The organism is Arenibacterium halophilum (assembly GCF_005938225.1).
GTDB classification, from domain to species: Bacteria; Pseudomonadota; Alphaproteobacteria; order Rhodobacterales; family Rhodobacteraceae; genus Arenibacterium; species Arenibacterium halophilum.
Genome location: NZ_VCPC01000003.1, coordinates 145,529 through 168,916 on the forward strand (window position 1 = coordinate 145,529; position 23,388 = coordinate 168,916).

General features: G+C 65.4%; 22 protein-coding genes. 15 read left to right on the plus strand and 7 right to left on the minus strand.

The genetic code is table 11. The features are described from left to right. Positions 1–5: 5 nt before the first annotated feature. Both FGK64_RS13905 and FGK64_RS13910 read right to left on the minus strand, forming a co-directional pair. Complete coding sequence (locus FGK64_RS13905) at positions 6–188, minus strand: hypothetical protein (protein WP_138864445.1); 183 nt, start codon at positions 186–188, stop codon at positions 6–8. A 42-nt stretch (positions 189–230) separates the two neighbouring features. After that, positions 231–455 (minus strand): DUF1127 domain-containing protein, encoded by a 225-nt coding sequence (locus tag FGK64_RS13910; protein ID WP_138864446.1) that lies wholly within the window; start codon positions 453–455, stop codon positions 231–233. 173 nt (positions 456–628) lie between these two features. Here FGK64_RS13910 and FGK64_RS13915 point away from each other — a divergent pair, with 173 nt between their 5' ends. Beyond that, on the plus strand, positions 629–1,279 hold the full coding sequence (locus FGK64_RS13915) for a GntR family transcriptional regulator (protein WP_138864447.1): 651 nt from the start codon (positions 629–631) through the stop codon (positions 1,277–1,279). Here FGK64_RS13915 and FGK64_RS13920 read toward each other — a convergent pair. After that, positions 1,276–1,983, minus strand: coding sequence for a type 1 glutamine amidotransferase (locus FGK64_RS13920; RefSeq protein ID WP_138864448.1), 708 nt, complete (start codon positions 1,981–1,983; stop codon positions 1,276–1,278). The two genes, FGK64_RS13915 and FGK64_RS13920, sit on opposite strands and share 4 nt — an antisense overlap. Before the next feature lie 79 nt (positions 1,984–2,062). Here FGK64_RS13920 and FGK64_RS13925 point away from each other — a divergent pair, with 79 nt between their 5' ends. The 3 genes from FGK64_RS13925 (at position 2,063) to FGK64_RS13935 (ending at position 6,129) form a co-directional block, all read left to right on the plus strand. Continuing rightward, positions 2,063–3,322 (plus strand): cytochrome P450, encoded by a 1,260-nt coding sequence (locus FGK64_RS13925; protein WP_138864449.1) that lies wholly within the window; start codon positions 2,063–2,065, stop codon positions 3,320–3,322. An 11-nt stretch (positions 3,323–3,333) separates the two neighbouring features. Continuing rightward, positions 3,334–4,623, plus strand: a complete 1,290-nt coding sequence (locus FGK64_RS13930) for a type I glutamate--ammonia ligase (protein ID WP_138864450.1) — start codon at positions 3,334–3,336, stop codon at positions 4,621–4,623. 90 nt (positions 4,624–4,713) lie between these two features. After that, positions 4,714–6,129, plus strand: coding sequence for an FkbM family methyltransferase (locus tag FGK64_RS13935; RefSeq protein ID WP_171054080.1), 1,416 nt, complete (start codon positions 4,714–4,716; stop codon positions 6,127–6,129). Positions 6,130–6,229: 100 nt separating this feature from the next. Here the strand turns inward: FGK64_RS13935 and FGK64_RS13940 are convergent, their stop codons facing one another. Then, the gene (locus FGK64_RS13940) at positions 6,230–7,582 is read right to left on the minus strand and encodes an aminotransferase class III-fold pyridoxal phosphate-dependent enzyme (protein ID WP_138864452.1); all 1,353 of its coding nucleotides are present in this window, start codon (positions 7,580–7,582) and stop codon (positions 6,230–6,232) included. Positions 7,583–7,600: 18 nt separating this feature from the next. Then, positions 7,601–8,380, minus strand: coding sequence for an IclR family transcriptional regulator (locus FGK64_RS13945; protein WP_138864453.1), 780 nt, complete (start codon positions 8,378–8,380; stop codon positions 7,601–7,603). Between the two features lie 155 nt (positions 8,381–8,535). On the opposite strand from FGK64_RS13945, the gene FGK64_RS13950 reads away from it, so the two are divergent. The 11 genes from FGK64_RS13950 to FGK64_RS14000 all read left to right on the plus strand — a co-directional run bounded on the left by FGK64_RS13950 (position 8,536) and on the right by FGK64_RS14000 (position 21,722). Next, the gene (locus FGK64_RS13950; protein ID WP_138864454.1) at positions 8,536–9,492 is read left to right on the plus strand and encodes a tripartite tricarboxylate transporter substrate-binding protein; all 957 of its coding nucleotides are present in this window, start codon (positions 8,536–8,538) and stop codon (positions 9,490–9,492) included. A 54-nt stretch (positions 9,493–9,546) separates the two neighbouring features. Then, positions 9,547–10,077 (plus strand): tripartite tricarboxylate transporter TctB family protein, encoded by a 531-nt coding sequence (locus FGK64_RS13955; RefSeq protein ID WP_138864455.1) that lies wholly within the window; start codon positions 9,547–9,549, stop codon positions 10,075–10,077. Beyond that, positions 10,077–11,696: a tripartite tricarboxylate transporter permease gene (locus tag FGK64_RS13960; protein ID WP_138864456.1), complete on the plus strand. Its 1,620-nt coding sequence runs from the start codon at positions 10,077–10,079 to the stop codon at positions 11,694–11,696. Before FGK64_RS13955 ends, FGK64_RS13960 begins: the two co-directional genes overlap by 1 nt. Continuing rightward, complete coding sequence (locus FGK64_RS13965; protein ID WP_246057797.1) at positions 11,624–13,033, plus strand: aldehyde dehydrogenase family protein; 1,410 nt, start codon at positions 11,624–11,626, stop codon at positions 13,031–13,033. The genes FGK64_RS13960 and FGK64_RS13965 overlap by 73 nt, the downstream gene beginning before the upstream one ends. Positions 13,034–13,086: 53 nt before the next feature. After that, complete coding sequence (locus FGK64_RS13970; RefSeq protein WP_138864457.1) at positions 13,087–14,319, plus strand: Tm-1-like ATP-binding domain-containing protein; 1,233 nt, start codon at positions 13,087–13,089, stop codon at positions 14,317–14,319. 242 nt (positions 14,320–14,561) lie between these two features. Then, positions 14,562–16,655, plus strand: a complete 2,094-nt coding sequence (locus FGK64_RS13975; RefSeq protein WP_138864999.1) for a 3-hydroxyacyl-CoA dehydrogenase NAD-binding domain-containing protein — start codon at positions 14,562–14,564, stop codon at positions 16,653–16,655. 60 nt (positions 16,656–16,715) lie between these two features. After that, positions 16,716–17,906 carry an acyl-CoA dehydrogenase family protein gene (locus FGK64_RS13980; RefSeq protein ID WP_138864458.1) on the plus strand — a complete coding sequence of 397 codons (1,191 nt, stop codon included), beginning with the start codon at positions 16,716–16,718 and terminating at the stop codon, positions 17,904–17,906. 4 nt (positions 17,907–17,910) lie between these two features. Then, positions 17,911–19,038 (plus strand): acyl-CoA dehydrogenase family protein, encoded by a 1,128-nt coding sequence (locus tag FGK64_RS13985; protein ID WP_138864459.1) that lies wholly within the window; start codon positions 17,911–17,913, stop codon positions 19,036–19,038. Continuing rightward, entirely contained in the window at positions 19,019–19,456 is a 438-nt protein-coding gene (locus FGK64_RS13990) for a PaaI family thioesterase (RefSeq protein ID WP_138864460.1), read from the plus strand. The genes FGK64_RS13985 and FGK64_RS13990 overlap by 20 nt, the downstream gene beginning before the upstream one ends. Then, positions 19,453–20,229, plus strand: coding sequence for an oxepin-CoA hydrolase, alternative type (locus FGK64_RS13995; RefSeq protein ID WP_138864461.1), 777 nt, complete (start codon positions 19,453–19,455; stop codon positions 20,227–20,229). The genes FGK64_RS13990 and FGK64_RS13995 overlap by 4 nt, the downstream gene beginning before the upstream one ends. Further along, positions 20,226–21,722 carry a class I adenylate-forming enzyme family protein gene (locus FGK64_RS14000; RefSeq protein ID WP_138864462.1) on the plus strand — a complete coding sequence of 499 codons (1,497 nt, stop codon included), beginning with the start codon at positions 20,226–20,228 and terminating at the stop codon, positions 21,720–21,722. Before FGK64_RS13995 ends, FGK64_RS14000 begins: the two co-directional genes overlap by 4 nt. Here the strand turns inward: FGK64_RS14000 and rpe are convergent. After that, positions 21,713–22,402, minus strand: a complete 690-nt coding sequence (gene rpe, locus FGK64_RS14005; protein ID WP_138864463.1) for a ribulose-phosphate 3-epimerase — start codon at positions 22,400–22,402, stop codon at positions 21,713–21,715. The two genes, FGK64_RS14000 and rpe, sit on opposite strands and share 10 nt — an antisense overlap. A gap of 212 nt (positions 22,403–22,614) precedes the next feature. Continuing rightward, entirely contained in the window at positions 22,615–23,385 is a 771-nt protein-coding gene (locus tag FGK64_RS14010; RefSeq protein ID WP_138864464.1) for an SDR family oxidoreductase, read from the minus strand. Positions 23,386–23,388: the final 3 nt, after the last annotated feature.

Genomic DNA, 23,388 nt, shown 5'->3' on the forward strand with positions numbered 1-23,388 from the left:
CGGGGTCAGGCCCAGATATTGCCTGCGAAGTGGTCGAAGGCCAGGCTGGCACGCTTCAGGCCGCGCGCGTCGAGTTCGGCATCGCTGAGGGCCCAGATCGCATCGAAGCGGGTCAGCGGGGTCGGCTCGGTCACCACGGTTGCGGTGGCTGCGGGTTGGGCGGCGAGGGGAGCGGAATCAAATGCCATGGCTAAGGGGTCCTTTCGCTGGGCAGTCGGCCGTGTGGCCGATCAGAGGTAGAAACGGTCGCCGAATACGTGGCGGGCGATGTCTTCGCGCTTGATGCCGCGATCGGCCAGTTCGGCGTCGGTCAGGGCGCTGAGGGCTGCGACCTGGCGCATACGGGGGTTGTTTTCTGCGATGCGGACGAGGCCGCCGAACAGGGCCGAAAGGCCACGGGCGACGATGCCGCCAAAGTCGTTGCGCGCTGCGCTGTGTGTTGCTGTGTAAGCCATTTTCTTAGGTCCATAGATGGATATTGCTGTGTTGCAGCGAACTTATGCTGCACTTGCAGCAAGCGGTAGAGCCGAAGCGGAATAGCCGCCTTGCAGCGGATGCAGATCTGGCGGTGCATTGAAGCAGGGCGCGGGGCGGCCTAGACTCGGGCCAGTCAGGACGGGCGAGGCATATGGCGGGGCAGACAGATACGGTATTCGGGGCGGTGCTTGATGGTATCGACAAGGGCCGCCTGTTGCCCGGCGACATGCTGGACGAGGCCGCGATCATGGCGGAACATGGCGTGTCGCGGACCCCGGTGCGCGAGGCGTTAATCCAACTGGAGGCCGCCGGGCTGATCCGCCGTTTGCCGCGCAAGGGGGCGGTGCTGTTCAAGCCCACGATCGAGGAGTTCCTTGGCATTCTGGAAGTCCATGCGAGGCTGGAGGGGCAGGCGGCCGGGCTGGCGGCGCGGCGGCTGTCAGCCTCGGGGGGCGACGATCTGGAACGCGCGGTTGCGGCCTGCGAAGACCACGCTGCGCGGCAGGGCGATGGCGACCCGGACGGCTATTACCAGCTGAACATGCGCTTTCACGAGGTGGTCGCGCTGGGCGCGGGCAATCCGTTTCTGGTGGACATGATCAAGACCAACGCGCGCAAGCTGATGGCCTATTATCGCGCGCGCTACCGCTATCCGGGTGCGATTGCCGCCTCGGCGCGGGAACATCGCTACATTGCAACGTTGATTCGCGCCCATGCCCGGGGCGAGGCCGATGCGAAAATGACCGCGCATGTCGGGTTCGACCGCGAGACCGTGATGGATTTGCTGGCCGCGCTGGGCTAGCGCGCCTGTTCGAAGAACCGCGCGACGGATTCGGCAAAGGCGGCGCCATCGGCAGGGCGTTGAAGCGATGCGCGCGCGCGGGCCAACTGGTCGGGGGTCAGCGCCTCGGCCATTTCCTCGGTCAGGGCGGCGATGAAATCGGCGCTCATCTCGGGATGGTGCTGGGTGGTATAGATGTGCCGCCCGATGGCCATGCCCGCGTTGGCGCAATCAATAGACCGGGCGATGATGCGCGCGCTTTCGGGGGCGGCAATCACCTGTTCCTTATGGCTGGCATACAGGCGGAACGGATCGGGCAGGTCTATGGCCCAATCCACCTGCGCAACTGAGTCAACTTCGACCGCGCCATGCACATAGCCGCCGGGGTTCTTGCCGATCTGCCCACCCAGCGCCAGCGCGATGGCCTGATGCCCGAAACACGCGCCGAACAGGGGAAACCGCGCGGCGTTGGCATCACGGATCAAGTCCAGCAGACGCGCGACCCAAGGCGCGCCGTCCAGAACCGAGGCCGGGCTGCCGGTGATCATCGCGCCGTCCAGCCCGCTCAGCGTGTCGGGAAACACGCTGTCCTTCACCGAAAACACCTGACACTGCCACTCTGGGCGGCGCGCGCAAATCATATCGGTGAATTTCTGCCCATCCTTCGGGTGGTGCGTGGCAAAGGCCGACTCGTCGGTATTGGTCATGAAAATGGCAAGCCGCATGATCCGCACCTCTCTGGGCAAGATTTTTATATACATATTTATAAGCCTCATTAGTATACATTGCAAAGAGGGGAGTGCCATGACGGTCTGGACAGCCTGGGATGACGGCCACGCCGATCTGACAAGCCACGATACCTTTGCGCGTGGCCTGCCGCTGAACACCTTCGCCCGGATGCGGGCCGAGGCGCCGCTGGAATGGACGGCCTATGACGGCGGGCAGGATTTCTGGTCGGTCACGCGGCACGCCGACATTGCCGAGATGAACAAGCAGCCCGCCATCTTCAGCTCGGCCCGTGGCATCCGCATGGAAGACCAGAGCCACGAGGAATACATGGCGCGGCGGACCTTTCAGGAAACCGACCCGCCCGAGCACAGCCAGACCCGGATGAAGCTGTTCAAGGCGTTTTCCCGCACCACCATGTCGGCCTACGAGGATACGATCCGCGACTTGTGTCAGGGCATTCTGGATCAGGCGCTGGCACAGGGCACGTTTGATGCGACGCGCGAGATTGCGCGGCAGTTGCCGATGCGGATGCTGGGGCGGATCATCGGCCTGCCAGAGGCGGATTTGCCCTGGCTGGTGGAAAAGGGCGATGCACTGATCGCCAACACCGACCCGGATTTCACCTCTCACGTCCTCGACAAGATGACGACGGATGAATTCCGCATGATGCCGTTCAACTCGCCCGCCGGGGCCGAGTTGTACGATTATGCGCGCGAATTGATGGCGGGCAAGGCGGCGAGGGGCGACACCGGCGGCGTGCTGAACATGATCCTTGCGCCGTCCAAGGATGGCTCGGTCATTTCCGACACCGAATTCCGCAACTTCTTCTGCCTTGTGGTGGCGGCGGGCAATGACACCACGCGATACTCCATCGCGGCGGGGATTCAGGCGATGTGCCACCAGCCCGAGCTGCTGGCGCAGATGCAGGCAGGTGGTGATATTTGGGACACCGCCCCCGATGAAATCATCCGCTGGGCCACGCCGGCGATCTATTTCCGGCGCACGGCGGCGCAGGATTACAGGATGCACGGCAAGACGATCCGCGAGGGCGACAAGGTGCTGCTGTGGTGGGCCTCGGCCAACCGCGACGACACCGTGTTCGACGCGCCCGACCGGGTGGACCTGACGCGCAGCCCCAATCGCCATCTGTCGTTCGGGCAGGGCGGGCCGCATGTCTGCCTTGGCATGTGGCTGGCTCGGCTCGAGGTGCGGGTGCTGTTCCAGGAACTTGCCAAGCGGTTGAAATCCATCGAACCTGCGGGCGATCACCTGTTCCTGCGGTCGAATTTCGTCGGCGGGATCAAGCATCTGCCGGTGCAGGTGACCCTGGCCTGAAGGAGGCAGCGATGAAGCCCAGACTGCGTGCGATGTTCTGCGATCACCTGTCGATCATGCGGGGCAAGTATCTGCCGGGATCAAAGATCGGCGATGACGGCACGCGGTTCTGCCTCTCGGTGTTCGGCACCCACTACGACCGCGATCTGCTGGATGCTCCGGGCGCGCGGGTCAAGCAGGGCCTGCCGGATATGGAGCTGATCTGGCGTGGCGACGAAGTTCGGCAGGGGTGGGAGAAGTCGACGCAGGTGGTGCTGGGCGATCTGTATGATGACACCGGCGCGCCGCTGTCCCTGTGCCCGCGCGGCGCGCTGAAACGCGCAGTGGCCGATTGGCAGGCTCTGGGCCTCACGCCCAAGGTGGGGATCGAGCTTGAGGCCTTTGCCTTGCAAGCCGATGAACAGGGTCGGTTGATGCCCTATGACGCGCCGGGCGGCGTGGTTTATGGCACGGGGCCCTTTGCCGACCCGCTGCGTTTCAACGACCGCATATGGGAAATGGCGGACGATCTGGGCTTTTCGCTCGACATGATCACCTCGGAATTCGACACGCCTCAATTTGAATATACCCTCACCTTCGACGATGCGGTGAAGGCGGTGGATGACATCGTGCTGTTTCGCCTGATGGCGCGGGAAATCGCCTTGGAATACGGGATCGTCCTGACCTTTCTGCCCAAGCCGATTGCCGAGGCCGGTGGCTCGGGGATGCACGTCAACTTTTCCTTCACCGATGCACAGGGCGGCAATGCGCTGGCCTCGGGGCCGGTGGGCGGGCCGGATCACCTGAACGATCTGGCGCGCGGCTGTCTGGCCGGGTTGGTGCATCACCACAAGGGGCTGGCCGGGCTGGTTGCCCCCACCGCCGGGTCCTACCTGCGGCTGCAACCGGGCGCGCTGTCGGGCTATTGGCAGAACTGGGGCGGCGACCATCGCAACGTCACCACGCGGGTCAGCGGCGAAGGCGGGGCGAAGGCGCGGCTGGAACACCGCATGGCCGATGCCAGCGCCAACCCCTATACTGCCGTCGCCGCCGTGCTGCAGGCTGCGCGGCTGGGCGTGGCAGGGGGGCTGACCCTGCCGCCGATCGAAACCGGCGACGGGTTCGATCGCACCGATGCGCGCCATGGCACCGCGACCGATTTGAAGGGCGCATTGGACGATTTGCAGGCGGATCAGGACCTTACCGATGCCGTTGGGCCGGAACTTGTGGCCAATCACCTGTACATGAAGCGCAAGGAAGTCACCAAGACGCGCGATCTGGAAGGCGACGCGCTGCGCGATTTCTACGTCTATTTCGTCTGAGGCTGAGGGTTTGTTAACCCGGGCGCGATAACCCGGTGCAAACGGTTGCCGCCGTGGGGCGCGGGCGGCCTTTGCTATCGGATGACCTGCATGAATATCGAACCTTCCAAATCCGTCGCCCCAAAATCTGTCGCTGGCCGCTTGGCCGATCTGCTGCGCGCGCGTCAGGCGGGCGCCTTGTCCGATCCTCAGGAAGAAGAGCCTGATCCGGACGAAAGCCCGGACTTGGCCAAGGTCGGGGATGCCCCGGAACAGGCTGAACTGGCGGAACCCGCCCCCGATACCGTCACGGCCGACGAAATCATGCTGCGCGTGGCCCGCGCCGTGCGTGGCTCCCCCGGGGGAGCCTCTTCGCCGTCCGCACCCGCTGGGGACGAGACTGCGCTGGGGCTTGAAGACTGGCGGGTGGAAGCCGCAGGGGACAGCGACGAGGCTGACACCGAGGATCGGGACGCCGGGGTCGAGGAGGGCACCGAAGACTGGAATGGAAGCGCAGGGGACGAGACTGAGGATTTGGACGCCGAGACCGTCCAGGAGACGGAGGAAGGAAGTGAGCCCCGACCGATGGAAGCGGATACTGCCTCCGCGGACGATCTGCTCGACGGCCTGTCCGAGGCACTCGCGCGTGTCGAGGCGGAAGATGCCGAACGTGCCGCGCTGCAGGATAGGTTCGAGGGCCGGACTTTTGCGGCAGTGACGCCGGGCGAGTCGATGCCGGTCACGGTCGCGTCCTATGACGGCGCAGGGTCCGGTGACAGGGTCGCGCCAGAGGTGGGCCCGGAGCCGGAGGCAGGCCACACGGATACCAGCGGTGACCGTGGTGCACCGGCCGTCGCGGTTGTTGCGCAGCCGCATGGCATCCGCGTGCCTGACGGGCCTGGCCTGCATTCGAAACGCATCGCGCGCATGGCGGCGGGCACCTACGAACCGCGCGAGATTGACGGCGCGCTTGCGGTGGTCAGCCCTTCGGACGTGGTGCTTGACCTTGGCGCAGGCACCGGGCTGGTCGGGGCGGCCGTGGCACGTGCCATCGCTCCGCAACGGGTGATCGCGGTTGATCCGCACCCGGATCTGGCCGAGCCTTTGGCCGCGATCTATGAATGTAACGCGCTCGCCTCGCGCGCGGAGGTCTGGCAAGGCGTTTTGGTGCCCGATGATCGCGCCCCGGATGATACCTCGCTCTTTCTCGCAGAGGATCCAGTGGCCTCGACCACGCTCGGCCCGATGAATGGGCTGCCTCCGATCTCGGTGCCTTGCCGCCGGTTTGCCGACTTTTGCGAGGAACACGGCGTGACGGTTCTGTTGGCCGACATCAACGGGGCGGAGCTTGACTTGCTGCGCGGCGCCAACCTGTCGCATCTGCGCGCGCTGGTCATTGCGTTTCACCCCGCGGTTTACGGGGCTGAAGGGATGCGCGAGGCCAAGGCGCTGATCCAAGCCGCCGGGTTCACCCCGCTTGAGGCCTTTTCAAATCGACTGGTCTGGACCTGCACGCGGGCAGAGTAACCCAATATGATTGCGAATTCGCGCCTCGGTGCGGCGCGGGATGGTCGGTGGGTGCCTATCCACCAGGTGTTCCTTTCGAAGGGAGCGCAGACCGGTCCGCCTAGGCCGCCGCCAGCCCGGTCGCCAAATCCGAAAGGATGCGGCTCACGTCGTCCTCTGTCACGATCAGGGGCGGCGACAGGATGATGTTCGGCCCTGATACGCGGATCATGGTGCCGCTGCGATAGGTCGCCTCCTGAACCGCGCCGATGCGCGACTTGTCGATCGGGGCCTTGGTGGCGCGGTCGCTGACCAGCTCCAGCGCGCTCATCAGGCCCTGACCGCCGCGCACGTCCCCGATCACGTCAAAGCGATCCTTCAGCGCCAGCAATCCTTGGTACATCTGCGCCCCGCGCGCCGCGGCATTTTCCGGCAGGTTCAGGCGTTTTGTCTCGGCCAGGCAGGCCAGCGCGGCAGCCGCGCCAACGGGATGGCCCGAATAGGTATAGCCGTGCCCGATGGCGGCCTTGCCCGTCTTGTCCTGCTCGAACACCTCGGCCACGCCCTCGGCGATCATCACCGCGCCGAAGGGGAAATAGCCGTTGGTGATCGCCTTGGCGGTGCAGGCCATATCGGGCTGCACGCCCCAGTGGCGCGAGCCGGTCCAGCTGCCGGTGCGGCCAAAGGCGGTGATCACCTCGTCCGCGATCAGCAGGATGCCGTTTTTGTCGCAGAGCGCCCGCACTCCGGGCATGAAACTGGCATGCGGCACGATCACGCCCCCCGCGCCCAGCACCGGTTCCATGATGAAGGCGGCGATGGTCTCGGCCCCCTGGAACGCGATCTCGTCCGCCAGCGCGGCCAGACATTTCTGCGCCAGCTTCTCCGGGTCGGTTTCGTCGAACGGGTTGCGATAGGTGTAGGGCACCGGAATGTGGTGGCAGCCGGGCATGAGCGGTTCATATTGCGTGCGGAAATTCGCATTTCCGTTCACGCTCGCCCCGCCGAAATGGGTGCCGTGATAGCCCTTTTTCAGGCTCAGGAATTTCGTCCGCGACGGCGCGCCCTTGACCTTGTGATACTGCCGCGCCAGCCGCAGCGCGGTTTCCACGCTGTCCGACCCGCCCGAGGTGAAGAATGCGCGGGTCAGCCCGTCGGGGGCAAAGAAATCCCGCAGCTCTTCGGCCAGCTGGATCGCGGCGGGGTGGCTGGTGCCGCGAAAGATGGAATAATAGGGCAGTTCGTTCAGCTGTGCGGCAATCGCGTCCTTCACCGGCTGGCAGGAAAACCCAAGGTTCACGTTCCACAGCCCGCCCACGGCGTCGATGGCCTGATGTCCGTCGATATCGGTGATCCGCACGCCGTCGCCGCTGGCCACGATGGTAGGCGGGTTGGCCTGGCTGTCGGCCGGATGCGCCATCGGATGCCAGACCGAGCGGGCATTGTGTTCCTTGAGGTAATTGGAATCCTTCATCGCGGATGCTCCGGTATGTCAGGCCGCGCGGGCGGCGGGAAATGAGGGCGGGTACAGTCCGCCGATGCGCTGCGTCATGTCGCGCGCGCCGGCGGCCAGCTCGGCCCGGATGGTCTGTTTCAGCGTCTCGGTCATGCGCGACACGGGCGCGGCCACAGCCAGCGCGCCAATGGGGCGTTGATCGGGGCCAAAGACGGGGGCGGCGTGGGAATGCACATCGGCCTCGTATCCGCCGATGGATTCCGCCATGCCGTCGCGCCGGATGTCGTCCAGCCGGGCGCGGATCGCCTGGGCGCTGGTTTCCGTGTCGGGTGTAAAGGCGTGCAGGCGTTCGGCCAGCACGGCATTGACAAAATCGGGCTCGGCCCAGGCCAGCACGGCGAGCCCCGAACCGGTGGCGTGGAAGGACAGCACCTCGGTGTCGTCCATCATCACGCGGGTCGCATAGCGCGGGCTGTAGGCGTGGCTGAGCGCGTTCAGCTTTGCCCCCTGCACCAGCGAGATATGCGCGGTTTCCCCCGTCGCGGCGCTGAGCCGGTCCAGCACCTCGCGCGAGACCGACAGGATCGGCACCGTGGCTTCGCGCAAGGCGGCAAGGCGCAGCACCTCGGGGCCAAGGCGATAGGCGCGTTCCGGCCCCACCTGTTCAACGAATCCCTGCGCCTGCAATTCGCGCAGCAACCGGTGCGTCGTCGCCTTGTTCATGCCTGACAGGCGCGTCAGATCGCTTAGCCCGATTTCGGGCCGGATCTGGGTGAATAATCCCAGCAGCGACAAGGCTTTGGTGACGGTTCCCATGGGGCGCAGGCGGCTCCGGTTTGCGGCGGTTTTGGGCGGATGCGCGGGGCAGGCCCGTGCGGCGTTTCAAAATTGTTGACAGATCGACAGACCGGGTGTCAATCTAATTCAAACCAATGGTTCAAATAATGAACCAACGCAACAGGGGAAAGACCATGCCAACCAAGCGTATCGTTTCGGGGGCGTCCGCCCTTGCCATGACGGCCCTTGCCATGACGGCCTTGGCCGGTCCGGCGCTGGCCGAGTATCCGGAAAAGCCGGTGAACTTCATCGTGCCCTGGCCTCCGGGAGATTTGGAAGACGTGCTGACCCGCATGATCGCCGAGGATTTCCAGGCCGAATACGGTGTAGCGGCGGCCGTGGTGAACAAGCCCGGCGGGGGTGGCGGCCCGTTCCCCGGCGCGATCGAGGTGGCGAATGCACCGGCCGATGGCTACACCATCGGGTCTTTCGTGATCGGCGTTCCAGTTGTCGGCCACCAGATCGACATCGCGCCGCTGACCCCGGCCAAGTTCGACCCGCTGGGCATCTTCCTGACCTATCCCTTCGTCATCGCCACCAGCGGCGACGCGCCCTATTCCTCGATGGAAGAACTGGCCGCCTATGCCAAGGAGAACGAGGTGGCGCTGGGCCATTTCGGCGATGTGCTGACTCCGACGCAGGTGACCAAGGCCTTTGCCGTGAACGCGGGGTTCGAATGGGGCTCGGACGCGGCGTTTGACGCACTGGATTGCAACACGCTGGCCTCGGGCGATGCGGATGTCATCAACACGACGCTGCAACTGATCCTGCCCTGCCTTGACGATGTGAAGGTGCTGGTGGCGATCACCGACGAACGCATCCCGCTGGTGCCTGATGCCCCGACCATCGGAGAGCTGGACGAGAGCCTGAACATCGCCCTGTGGAACGGGCTGTTCGTCACCAAAGACACCCCGCAGGACGTACGCGACAAGATCATCGCCGTGGCCGAAAAGACGGTGAAGAGCGAGCGCGCCCAGAATGTCGCCAAGGAAACCGGCGCGCTGGTGTACTGGCAAGGTGCCGATGAAAGCGCCCAGCGGATCGAAACGGACATCGAAACCGTGGCCCGCATCGGCGAGCTGCTGCAATAAATCGAGCAGGGGGCGGGCCGCAAAAGGCCCGCCCGTCACCCTTGGGGCGATGCCATGACAACCGAACGCGAACGCCGTTTCACCGGCCCAAGGCGCGGGCAGCTTGCCTTTGCGCTGGGCTTCCTCGCGATTTCGCTGCTGCTGCTGGCGTGCATCCGCGACCAGACGGTCTGGGCGGCAAAAACCGGGCTGGCCGCCCAACCCCGGTTCTGGCCCGCGATTGGGTTGGGCGCGATGGTGGCGCTGGGCGGTCTGCATCTGTATCGCTTGCCTTGGCGGCGGTTCACCCGCTTTGACGGGGCCGAGATGCGCCGTTGGGCCGCCGCGCTGGAATATGTTCTGTGGTTCATGGCCTATGTCGTCGCAGTGCCCTATGTGGGCTACCTGCCGGTCACGATGATCTTCGTGCCGCTGCTGGCCTGGCGCATGGGCTATCGCAGCGGCCGGATGCTGGCAATTTCGGTCGGCTTTGCCGTCGCCGTGGTGCTGGTGTTCAAGATGGCGCTTTCGGTGCGTATTCCGGGCGCCGTGCTATATGAATACCTGCCCGACGCACTGCGCGGCTTTTTCATCCTGAACCTCTGATGGATCTGATCCTTTCCGCCATCGAGATCCTGATGCGCTGGGACGTGGCACTGGCGCTGCTGGCCGGGTCGGTCGGCGGGGTGCTGATCGGCGCGATTCCCGGCGTTGGTCCGGCGGTGGCCATCGCCATCCTGCTGCCCGCGACCTTCAGCATGGACCCGATCGTTGGGCTGACGGTGCTGTTGGGGATTTACGGTAGTTCGATGTACGGCGGCGCGATCCCCGCGATCCTGATCAATACGCCCGGCACGGCGGTGAATGCGCTGACCACCTATGACGGCTATCCGATGACCGCGCGGGGCGAACCGCGCCGGGCGCTGTCGCTGGCCTATTCCGCGTCCTTCTTCGGCGGCGTGTTTTCCGTTCTCTGCCTGATCCTGTTCGCCCCGGTGCTGGCGCGTGTCGCACCGATGTTCGGCAGCCGAGAGATATTTCTGGCTGCGCTGCTGGGCATCATCCTTGTGATCGTCGCGCACCGGGGGCAGACGCTGATCGCCGGGGCGCTGGCGGGGCTGGGCATCTTCATCCAGTCCATCGGGCTGGAGCCGGTCAAATACTCGCAACGCTATACCTTCGATCAGACCTGGCTGTCGGGCGGGATAGACCTGATCGTGGTGGTTCTGGGGCTGTTCGCCCTGAGCCAGGCCTTCGTGCTGCTGACCAGCGAAGACGAGAAAATCCGCACCACGCGCCTGCGGGGCGGGTTGTTTCAGGGCCTGCGCGAACTGGCGCGGCATCCGCGCGTGGCGGGCGTGTCGGCCAGCTTTGGCGTGCTGATGGGGATGATCCCGGGCGTCGGCGAATTCACCGCGCAATTCATGAGCTATACCTACGCGCAGCGCACCAGCAAACGCCCCGAGGATTTCGGGCATGGTTCGTCCGAGGGGCTGATCGCTGCGGAAACCGCCAATAACGCGGTGCCGGCGGCGGCGATGGTGCCGCTGCTGGCGCTGGGCATTCCCGGCGAGGCGCTGACCGCGATGATGCTGTCGGTGTTCTATGTACACAACGTGGTGCCGGGGCCGGGGCTGTTCCAGACCCGGATGGATTTTGTCGTCGCGCTGTATATCGCGCTGCTGGTGCTGAATGTGCTGGTGCTGATCTTCTTGCTGATGGCGACGCGGCCCTTGGTGCAGGTGGTGAAGATCCCAAACCGCTTTCTGGGCATCTGCGTGCTGACGCTGTCGTTCGTCGGGGTCTATTCGCTGCGGAATTCCGCCAGCGACTGCATGATCGCCGCCGGGTTCGGGCTGTTCGGATTTGTGCTGAAACGGCTGAACATGCCCATCGTGCCGATCATCCTTGGCATGGTTCTGGGCAACATCATGGAGGTGAAGCTGCGCGCGGGTATGGCGCGGGTCAAGACACCGCTGGATTTCATCGACCGGCCCGTCGCCTTCATCCTGTTCTGTATCATCATCATCGTCTGTGTCGCGCATCTTCGCCGAGTCTGGCTGGATCGGCGCGAGTTGAAGGAGGCCGAATGGCGCAGCAAGACACGATCAACACGCTTCGGCGGGCACCTGTTCCGGCGCAGAAGTTACTTATCGACGGAGCGTGGCAAGACGGTTCGGGCACGCCATTTGCCGTCACCTCGCCCATCGACGGATCGCGACTGACCACGCTGGAAGCGGCGACAGAGGCAGATGTCGAACGGGCCGTGGCAGCGGCGCGGCGTGCATTTGACAGCGGTGTCTGGTCGCGGGCGGCCCCTGCCGCGCGCAAGAAGGTGCTGCATGCCATTGCCGACCGGATCGAGGCCGAGGCGCTGGACCTCGCCGTGTTGGGCGTGCGCGACAATGGCACGGAATTGGCGATGGCGTTGAAGGCCGAGCCGGGATCGGCCGCCGGGACGTTCCGCTATTACGCCGAGGCGCTGGACAAGGTGAACGGTGAAATCGCCCCGACGGCGCCCGATGTGCTGGGGCTGGTGCACCGGATGCCGGTGGGCGTGGTGGGTGCCATCGTGCCGTGGAACTTCCCGCTGATGATCGGGGCTTGGAAGCTGGCCCCGGCGCTGGCGATGGGCAATTCCGTGGTGCTGAAACCGGCCGAAACAGCATCTTTGTCGCTGCTGCGGCTGGCGCAGATCTGTGCCGACTGCGGCCTGCCCGAGGGCGTGCTGAACGTGGTGACGGGCGCAGGTGCCGAGACGGGCAGCGCGCTGGCACTGTCGATGGGTGTGGATGTGCTGGCCTTTACCGGGTCGGGCGTGACGGGGCGGCGGTTGCTGGAAGCCTCGGCGCGGTCGAACCTGAAACGGGTCTATCTGGAGCTTGGGGGCAAGTCGCCCAACGTAGTGTTCGCCGATGCGCCCGACCTGCGCGAGGCGGCCAAGGTCTCGGCGGCGGGGATTTTTCGCAATTCGGGACAGGTTTGCGTCGCCGGGTCGCGGTTGCTGGTACAAGCCTCGGTTCACGACGAATTCCTGGCGCTGCTGAAAGCCGAGGCCGAAGCGCTGCGCGTCGGCGACCCACTGGCCGAGGGCACCCAGATCGGCGCGGTGAACTCCGAGGCACAGCTGGCGCGGGTGCTGTCGTTCATGGAGGGCGCGGGCGAGATCGTGACCGGCGGCGCGCGGATACTGGAGAACACGGGCGGCACCTATATGGCGCCGACCATCGTGGCGGGCGTGGGCGCGCAGGACCGGCTGTTTCAGGAAGAGGTGTTCGGCCCGGTGCTGGCGGTAACTCCGTTCAGTGATGAAGCCGAGGCGGTCAGGTTGGCCAATGCCACCGATTTCGGGCTGGCGGCGGCGGTCTGGACCTCGGACCTGTCGCGCGCGCATCGCATGGTCGCGGCGATCCGCGCCGGGGTGGTGCATGTGAACACCTATGGCGGGGCCGACAACACGGTGCCTTTGGGGGGCGTCGGGCAGTCGGGCAACGGGCACGACAAATCCTTGCACGCGCTGCAGAAATACGTCGATCTGCGCACGGCCTGGATCAAGCTGTGAAGCACGCGGCCTCCGGCGGGAGTATTTGAGGAATAATGAAACGGGAGAGTTGCATGGCCGAGCGGACGATTCTGGTGGCCGGGACCTATGACACCAAGAGCGAGGAACTGGGCTATATCGTCGAGGTGATCCGCGCACAGGGCGGCGATGTGGTCAGCATGGATGTGAGCGTGCTGGGCGACCCGCCGGGCCGGGTGGATGTGGGCAAGCACGCGGTTGCCGCGGCGGGGGGCAGTTCGATCGCCGAGGCGGTGGCGCGTGGCGACGAGAACAGCGCCATGCAGATCATGGCGCGCGGGGCGGCGGCAGTGGCGCTGGACCTGTATCGGTCCGGGCGCATTCACGGGGTGATCGTGCTGGGCGGGACAATGGGCACCGATCTGGCGCTGGATCTCTGTGCCGCGCTGCCGGTGGGGGTGCCGAAATATGTGGTCTCGACGGTCGCGTTTTCGCCGTTGCTGCCTCCGGACCGGCTGGCGCCGGATATCCAGATGATCCTCTGGGCCGGGGGGTTATATGGGTTGAACCCCGTGTGCCGTGCCTCGCTGTCTCAGGCGGCGGGGGCGGTTCTGGGGGCGGCGCGCGCGGTCGAGGCGCCGGTGTCGGGGCGTCCGCTGATCGGGATGACGAGTTTCGGCAAGACGGTGCTGCGCTACATGGTGACGCTGAAGCCGGCCTTGGAGGCACGCGGCTTCGACCTGGCCGTGTTTCATGCCACCGGCATGGGCGGGCGCGCCTTTGATGCGCTGGCGGCGCAGGGGGCCTTTGCCGCCGTGATGGATTTCGCGCCGCAGGAGGTGTCGAACCACCTGTTTGGCGGGCTCTCGGCCGGGGCCGACCGGATGACCGGGGCGGGTCGTGCAGGCGTGCCGCAGATCGTGGCGCCGGGCTGCTATGATCTGGTCGATTTCGTCGGCTGGCAGGGGGTGCCGAGACGGCTGGAGGGGCGTCCGACCCATGCGCACAACCGGCTGCTGAGTTCCGCGATGCTGGACGCGGGCGAGCGGCGCGAGGTGGCGCGGGCGATCTGTGCCAAGATGGCGGGGGTGCGCGGGTCGGTGGCTTTCGTGTTGCCCTCGCAGGGCTGCAACGAGTGGGATCGCCCTGGCGCCGAGTTGCACGATGCCGAGGGGTTGGCGGCGTTTTGTGACGAGATGCGCGCAGCCTGCCCGGCCAATGTGGCGCTGCACGAGATCGACGCGCACATCAATGACGCAACGTTCTGTGACACGGTGCTGCGCCTGTTTGATGGCTGGTTGGCTGATGGGACGTTGACGCGCGTCTAAGCCGGTTTGCGCGGTTTGCCGCGACGAGACGGTTGTCTGTCTGCGATAAGTGTGGAATAGAATTCCGCAGATCGGAACGTTACCTGAATCGGCAGCTTGCAAAGCCGGGGGGCGGCGTTAGGGTCTGCCGTGGCGGCCGGAGGGTTTGGCGGCCACAGGGAGGAGACTGCCGCAACCCATGCGCCGCACTGCCCCTGTGCCATGCCCCGCAGGCCGCGAGGAATGAGAGGGTGAACGAACTTATGTCAGATGCGATTGCTTACGAACGGGTGGGCGATGTTGCCGTGCTTATCGCGCAGAATCCGCCGGTCAACGCGCTGGGGCTGGATGTGCGGGCCGGGCTGGTGGCCGGGATCGAGCGGGCCGAGGCCGACGAGGGCGTGCGCGCCGTTCTGATCTATGGCGATGGCAGCACATGGTTCGCGGGGGCTGACATTCGTGAATTCGGCAAGACGCCGAAGGAACCCTATCTGCCCGACGTCTGCAACCGGATCGAAGCCTGCCCGCTGATCGTGGTTTCAGCAATGCATGGCACCGCGCTGGGCGGCGGATTCGAGATTGCGATGTCGACGCATTACCGCATTGCCGTTCCCAAGGCGCGCATGGGCCTGCCCGAGGTGCATCTGGGCCTGATCCCCGGCGCGACGGGCACCCAGCGGCTGCCGCGTCTGACCGGGGTTCCGGCGGCGCTGGACCTTGTGACCTCGGGGCGGCAGATCAACGCGAAAGAGGCGCTCAGCCTTGGCGTGATCGACCGTATCGAAGAGGGCACCCCGCGCGACATCGGGCTGGCCTATGCGCAGGAATTGCTCGACGCGGGCGCCCCGCGCCGTGCGGTCAGCGAACTGCCTGCGCCCGAGCCGGTGGATTTCGATGCCGCCTATGACGCCGCCCTGAAGAAAAGCCGCGGCCAGATTTCGCCCGCCTATGGCGTGCGCGCGGTTCAGGCGGCTTGCGAATTGCCATTCGCAGAGGGCGTGGCCGAAGAACGCCGCCTGTTTCTTGAACTGATGGGCACCGACCAGCGGCAGGGCATGATCCACGCGTTCTTTTCCGAACGGGCTGTGGGCAAACTGCCCGAGCTGAAAGGCGTCGAGCCGCGCGGGATTGCTGCCATCGGCGTGATCGGCGGCGGTACGATGGGCGCAGGGATTGCCACGGCGGCGCTTCTGTCGGGGCTGAAGGTGGTGATGCTGGAAATGACGCCCGAGGCCGCCGAGGCCGCGCGCGGACGCATCACGGGCAACCTTGGCGGCGCCTTGAAGCGCGGCAAGATCAGCCAAGACACCCATGATGACATGGTAAACAAGGCGCTGACCCTGACCACCGATTACGCTGGCCTGTCCGACGTTGATCTGGTGATTGAGGCTGTGTTCGAGGACATGGGCGTCAAGAAACAGGTGTTCACCCAGCTGGACGAACACTGCAAGCCGGGGTGCGTACTTGCCTCGAACACCTCGTACCTGGATATCGACGAAATCGCGGCCTGCACCAAGCGGCCCGAGGATGTGATCGGGCTGCACTTCTTCTCGCCCGCCCATGTGATGAAGCTTCTCGAGGTGGTCGTGGCCGACAAGACCGCGCCGGATGTGGTGGCGACGGGGTTCGCTCTGGGCAAGAAGCTGGGCAAGATCTCGGTCCGCGCCGGGGTGTGCGACGGGTTCATCGGCAACCGTATCCTGAAGACCTATCGCACCGCCGCCGACCACATGGTGCTGGATGGCGCGACGCCCTACCAGATCGACAAGGCGCTGACCGACATGGGATTTGCGATGGGGCCTTTTGCCGTGGGCGACCTGGCCGGGCTGGACATCGGCTGGGCCACGCGCAAGCGGCTGGCCCCGCACCGCGACCCGCGCGAGCGGGTGCCGACCTATATCGACAAGGTCTGCGAGGCGGGCAACTTTGGCCAGAAGACCGGCAAGGGCTATTACATCTACGAGGCGGGCAAGCGCGCCGGCGTGCCCAACCCCGAAGTGCTGGAGCTGATCGAGGCCGAGCGCGCCGAGCGCGGCATCACCCCGCGCGACTTCAGCGACGATGAAATCCGCCGCCGGTACATGGCCGCAATGGTCAACGAAGGCGCGAAGGTGCTGGAGGAAGGCATCGCGCGCCGCCCGCTGGACATCGATATGGTGTTCCTCTTTGGCTATGGCTTCCCGCGCTATCACGGTGGGCCGATGAAATGGGCCGATCTTCAGGGCCTGCCCGCGCTGCTGGACGATATCCGCAGCTATGCCAAGGAAGACCCGTATTTCTGGCAGCCCGCACCCCTGCTTGAACAGCTGGTGGCCGAAGGGCGTACATTCGACGACCTGAACAAGGATGCCGCCTAAGGCGCGGCCTTCGGCCCCTGCTGCGGGGCCGTTCCCTGATTGACCGTATCGGAGCGTGACATGGAACTGAATTATTCCCCCGAAGACATCGCCTTTCGCGACGAGGTTCGCGCTTTTCTGGACGAAAAGCTGCCCAAGGACCTGTCGGCCAAGGTGAAGGCGCGGGCGCATCTGTCGAAAGACGACATGGAGCGCTGGCATGCGATCCTGAACGAGAAGGGCTGGCTGGCGCCGAACTGGCCCAAGAAATACGGCGGGGCCGAATGGAACGCCGTGCAAAAGCACATCTTCGAGGAAGAGACCGCCAAGGCCGGCGCACCGCGCATCGTGCCCTTCGGCCTGTCGATGCTGGCGCCGGTGCTGATGGCCTTTGGCTCGGACGAGCAGAAGGATCATTACCTGCCGCGCATCCTGAACGGCGACGACTGGTGGTGTCAGGGCTATTCCGAACCGGGCGCCGGATCGGACCTTGCCAGCCTGAAAACCCGCGCCGTGCGCGAGGGCGACCATTACATCGTGAACGGCCAGAAAACGTGGACCACGCTGGGCCAATACGCGAACATGATCTTCTGCCTTGTTCGCACCGACCCGGACGTGAAGCAGCAGGAGGGCATTTCGTTCCTGCTGATCGACATGGACACCCCCGGCATCGAAGTGCGCCCGATCATCCTGCTGGATGGCGTGCACGAGGTGAACGAGGTGTTCTTTGACAACGTCAAGGTGCCGGTCGAAAACCTCGTGGGCGAGGAAAACAAGGGCTGGACCTATGCCAAGTACCTGCTGACCCACGAACGCACCAACATCGCGGGCGTCGGGTATTCGCAGGCGGGGCTCGAGTCGGTCAAACGGATCGCCAAGGCGGAACGCGCCAATGGCAAGCCGCTGATCCAGAACCCGCATTTCGCCGCGCGTCTGGCGCAGGTGGAAATCGATCTGATGGCGATGGCGACCAGCAACATGCGCATCATCTCCAAGGCCGCCGCCGGGCAGGCGCCGGGCGTCGAATCCTCGATGCTGAAGGTCAAAGGCACGATCATCCGACAGGAGCTGAACGATCTGGCCCGCCGCGCCGTTGGCCCCTACGCGATGCCGTTCCCGTCGGAAACCGTCGAAGGCGACAACGATCCGATCGGGCCAGAGTACGCGGCGCCGGTCTCGGCCGCATATTTCAATAACCGCAAACTGTCGATCTTTGGCGGATCGAACGAAATCCAACGCGGGATCATCGCCAAGGTAAAGATGGGGGGCTGAGCACATGAATTTCGACCTGACCGAAGAACGCCAGATGCTGCAGGACACCCTGCGCCGCTATCTGTCCGACAAGTACGACACCGCGACCCGCAACAAGATCATCGACAGCGATGAGGGCTTCAGCGCCGAGATCTGGGAGGGCCTCGCCGAGCTGGGCGTGATTGGCGCGCTGTTCACCGAAGACCAGGGCGGATTCGGCGGTGCCGGGTTCGACATTTCCACCGTGTTCGAGGAGTTGGGCCGCGCGGGCGTGGTCGAGCCGATGCTGGACACGGCCATCCTTGGCGGCGGTCTGATCGCCGCGCTGGGCAATGACGACCAGAAGGCCCTGCTGGAAGAGGTAATCGCCGGCGGGCTGCACCTTGCGCTGGCGCATGGCGAACCCGTCTCGCGCTATGACCTGAGCCGCGTGGAAACCACCGCCAAGGCCGATGGCGACGACATCGTGCTGGATGGCCGCAAGGCGGTTGTGGTCAACGCCGAAGCGGCGGGCCAGCTGATCGTTTCGGCCCGCGAAAGCGGCGATGTGGATTCGCGCGATGGCATTTCGCTGTTCCTCGTGCCCGCCGATGCAGCCGGTCTGACAATGCGCGGCTACCCGATGCTGGCCGGAGGACGCGCTGCCGAAGTCACGCTGGACGGTGTGAAGGTTCCCGCCTCGGCCCGCCTGGGTGTGGCTGGGGCAGGTTACGACGCGCTGTGCGACGTGATCGCGCGGGCCGACGTGGCCATCGCCGCCGAGGCGCTGGGCGCGATGGACACCGCGGTCGAACTGACCCGCGATTACCTGACCACCCGCAAGCAGTTCGGCCGCCCGATCGGCACCTTCCAAGCACTGGCGCACCGCTACTCCGATCTGCTGATCGAGATGGAGCAGGCACGCTCTGCCGTGATCAACGCTGCCGGCCACCTGGAAACCGACGATGCCGCGCGCCAGAACGCCAGCACCCGCAACCTGACCGCGCGTGTCGGGCGCCTTGTGGCCGAGGAATCGATCCAGATGCATGGCGGCATCGCCATGACCAAGGAATACGAACTGGCCCATATCGCGAAGCGGATCGTCATGTGCGACCACCGGTTCGGCGACGCAGACTATCATCTGGAGCGGTTCATTGAACTCAGCGCAGCCTAAAGAAAGCGGGCGGCGGATCGAAGGCGAAACCGGCGCGCAAAAGCTGGTTGGGTGGGTGACGGATGTCAGCCACCCCGATGGCCGCGCCCGGCTGACCCTGCAGGTCGATGAGCGTCACACCAACCGCCACGGCGTGCTGCACGGCGGCATCATCGCGATGCTGCTGGACAGTGCCAGCGGCTACACCGGCTCGCGTCATGCCGATGATGCAACGCTGCCGCCGATGCTGTCGCTGTCTTTCACCACGCAGTTCCTTGCCCCGGCCCATGCGGGCGAGGTGATGGCCATTGGCCGTGTCACCGGGGGCGGGCGTAGTACGCTATTCGTCGAAGGCGAATTGCGCGATGCCGACGGGCGGCTGATCGCCACCAGCACCGGCGTTTACAAACGGGTTCCACAGGAAAGCACCAAATCATGACACTGGCCCGCACGGACGATCAGGGCGACCGCCTTGTCGTCGTGAACATGAATTCCACCCGGCGCGGCGCGCTGTCGCCCGACCTGTATGACGCGATCAACGACGCGATGGCGCGGGCGGTCGATCCGCGGATCCGCGCCGTGATCCTGACCTCTGAAGGCGGGTTCTTCTGTGCCGGGGGCGACCTGAACGTGCTGATCGAACGGCGCAGCCTGCCGCCCGGCGAACGCCGCAGCAAGATCGACGGGCTGCACGGGCTGATCCGCGGTATCCGGGGCTGCCCGGTACCGGTCATCGCAGCCGTCGAAGGTGGCGCCGCCGGGGCGGGGGCGTCGCTGGCGCTGGCCTGCGATCTGATCGTGGCGGCGAAGGGCGCGAATTTCACGGCGTCTTACGTGCGTGCGGGCCTTGTGCCCGATGGCGGTCTGACCTCGGCCCTGTCGCGGATGCTGCCGCGTGCCCTGGCGATGGAGATGTGCCTGATGGCGCGCCCGGTCAGCGCCGAACGCATGGCCGAGCTTGGCGCGATCAACGCCGCCGTGCCCCCCGGCACCGCCTTGGACGAGGCGATGGCGCTGGCCGATGCGCTGGCCAAAGGCCCGCGCGATGCGCAATCCACCATTCGCGAGCTGGTCGCCCAGGCCTACGAGCTGACCGAAGACGCCCAGCTTGACGCCGAGCGCGATGCCATGGCGCTGGCCCAGGGCGGCGACGAGGCGGCCGAGGGCATCTCGGCCTTCCTTGAAAAACGCAAGCCCGACTTCAGCAAATGACCGGGCGCTGGCACGATTACCTTGACGGGCAGGTGGCCAACCGGCCCGACGCCGCCGCCGTCAGCGATTCCATTGGTACGGAATGGACCTATGGCGCGCTGGATGCGGCCTGCTGCGATGTCGGTGCCGCACTGTCCGCCGCCGGGGTTCAGCGCGGCGACCGCGTGGTGATCCTGATCGAGAATTGCGCCGCCGCCGTCGCCGCGCTGTTCGCCTGCTCGCGCATGGGCGCCATCGCGGTGCCGGTGAACGCACGGCAATCCGCGTCCGAGCTTGACCGCATCCTCGACCACGCCAACCCGGCAGCGGTGCTGTTCACCGTGGCCGCCTCGAAAGATGCCGAGGGTCACGCCGCCCGCCTTGGCGCGCGCGAAATCACCGGCGCTTTCGGGTCGCTGCACATGCTGGCGCGTGACAGCGCGCCCGACGATCTGCCCGATGTTGCGGTGCTGCTCTACACCACCGGCACCACGGGCGCGCCGAAAGGCGTGATGATCACCCACGGCAACCTGCGCTTTGGCGGTGAATCCTCGGCCCGGCAACGCGCGATGCGCGCCGATGATCTGGTCTATGGCGTGCTTCCCGTGACACATGTGTTCGGCCTGACGGCCATGATCACCGGGGTGACGGTGGCTGGTGCGCATCTGTTTCTTGAAGCACGGTTTTCCGCCGCGCGCCTCTACGAGGCGCTGACCGGCAAGGTCACGTTGTTTTCAGGCGTGCCGCAGATGCACGCGCTGCTGATGCAATACGCCCGCGAACAGGGTGTCGAAAAGCTGACGGGCAGCCGGTTGCGCTATGTCTCGTCCGGCGCTGCCCCGCTGGACCCGGCCTGGAAGCGCAAGGCCGAGGCGTTCTATGGCCTGCCGCTACAAAACGGCTATGGCGCGACCGAAACCACCTCGGGCACCAGCCTGACCAACAACGCGCTGGGCGATCCCGACATCTCGGTCGGGCCGATCCTTCCGGGCACCGAGGTAAAAATCGACGAAACCGTGCCCGGTGGCGGCGATGGCGTAGGCGAAGTGCTGGCGCGCGGCCCCCACATCATGAAGGGCTACTACCGCAACCCCGAGGCCACCGCCGCCGCGCTTGATGCCGACGGCTGGCTACGCACCGGCGATCTGGGCCGATTTGATGCCGAACAGCGCCTGCACATCGTGGGCCGATCAAAAGAGCTGATCATCCACGGCGGCTTCAACGTCTACCCACCCGAGGTCGAAGCCGCGCTGAACGACCACCCGCAGGTGATCCAAAGCGCCGTGATCGGCCGCCGGGTTGGCGGCGACGAACAGGTGCTTGCCTTCGTCCAGGCCGCGCCCGGAGAGCTGCCGGATGAATCGGAACTGCGCGCCTTCGTGGCAGACCGGCTGACCGGCTACAAACGCCCCAGGCATATCGTCATCGCGACCGACCTGCCCTCCGCGCCGACGGGCAAGATCCTGAAGCATAAACTGCTCGAGGCCTTCGGCGACAGGTTGCCTCAGACGTAGGTGCCGTCCGCCGCCTGACGGATCGCGCGGATGTTCTCGCCATAAGGCGCCGGGTTGGCGACCGAGCCGCCGCGGAACACCGCAGACCCGGCGACCAGCACATCCGCGCCAGCCTGCGCGACCAGCGGCGCGGTTTTCGCATCGACCCCGCCGTCGATCTCGATATGCACGGGACGGTCGCCGATCATCGCGCGCAGAGTGCGGATCTTGTCGCTCATGTCGATGAACTTCTGCCCGCCAAAGCCGGGGTTCACCGTCATCACGCAGATCAGATCGGTCAGATCCAGCAGATGTGCCACCGCCTCGGCCGGGGTGCCGGGGTTCAGCGCCACACCTGCCTTCGCGCCCGCACCCCGGATTGCCTGAAGCGTGCGGTGAATATGCGGCCCCGCCTCAACATGGGCGGTGATCACATCGGCTCCGGCCTGCGCGAAGGCGTCGATATAGGGATCAACCGGCGCGATCATCAAATGCACATCCATCACGCCCTTGATATGCGGCCGGATCGCGGCACAGGTGGCCGGGCCGAACGTGATATTGGGCACGAAATGCCCATCCATCACGTCCACATGCACCCAATCGGCGCCTTGCGCTTCGACCGCCGCGCATTCGGCGCCGAAATTGGCGAAATCCGCCGCAAGGATGGACGGGGCGATCTTGATCGAACGGTCGAATGTCATGGCATTGGTCCTGTGCACGTTACCCACAGGCCGCGTATACGGGCTGCGCCGGTCTTAGGGTAGGGGGTTTGACGTAGAGGCGCGCTTCGCTCTGGACGGGTGTAGGATTTTGAGTATTTGGACAAAGAAGAAGCACGGACCGGGCTGCGCGAATTCCCTGCTTCTTCTTTGTCCAAATACTCACCTGCGGAACGCCGCTGCGCAGGCGGGGCTTAGGGGTATGTCCGAGGCAGCCCCACGCGGGCGCGTCCCTCTTCCGTCTTGAGCGAGAAATCAGTGCCAAGGAAATCGTCGCCTCCGGGCCCGCACAAATAGGCCAGGCCGCGCGCGACCCATTCGGCGGGAATATGGACCGAGGGGTCCAACTGGCTGACCGGATTAAGCCCCGAGGCCTTGATCTGCACCTGCATGTCTGTCGCGACGGTGCCGGGGCTGAGGCCCATGATGCGCAGGCCCTTGTCGCGGTACTCCAGATCGGCGCCGCGGGTCAGGGACAGAACGGCGGCCTTGGAAGAGCAATAGTGTGTCCAGCCCTCCAGCACGCCGGTCGCCGCGCCCGAACTGATGTTGATGATCGTGCCCGCGCCGCGCTTTTCCATACCCGGCAGGACCGCGCGCAGCCCGTGGTAGACGCCTTTCACGTTCACGTCGATCACCTGGTTCCAGCCCTCCGGGTCGCTGTCGCCCAGCCGCGCGATCGGGTCGATCAGACCTGCGTTGTTGATCAGGATATCGATAGGGCCGAAGTGGGCTTCGGCCTTTTCAAATGCGAGCCGGACATCGTTCCAATTCGCCACGTCGCATGTGAGAGCCAGGGCGCTGCCGCCTGCGGCCGTGATGTCATCTGCGATGGCTTTGATTTGCCCGCCAGAGCGGGCAATCAGGACGACGTTTGCCCCGTGTTCGGCAAAGTGGCGCGCGGTAGCGGCCCCGATTCCCCGGCTCGCGCCCGTGATGACTGCGGTTTTGTTGGCAAGGGTCATTTG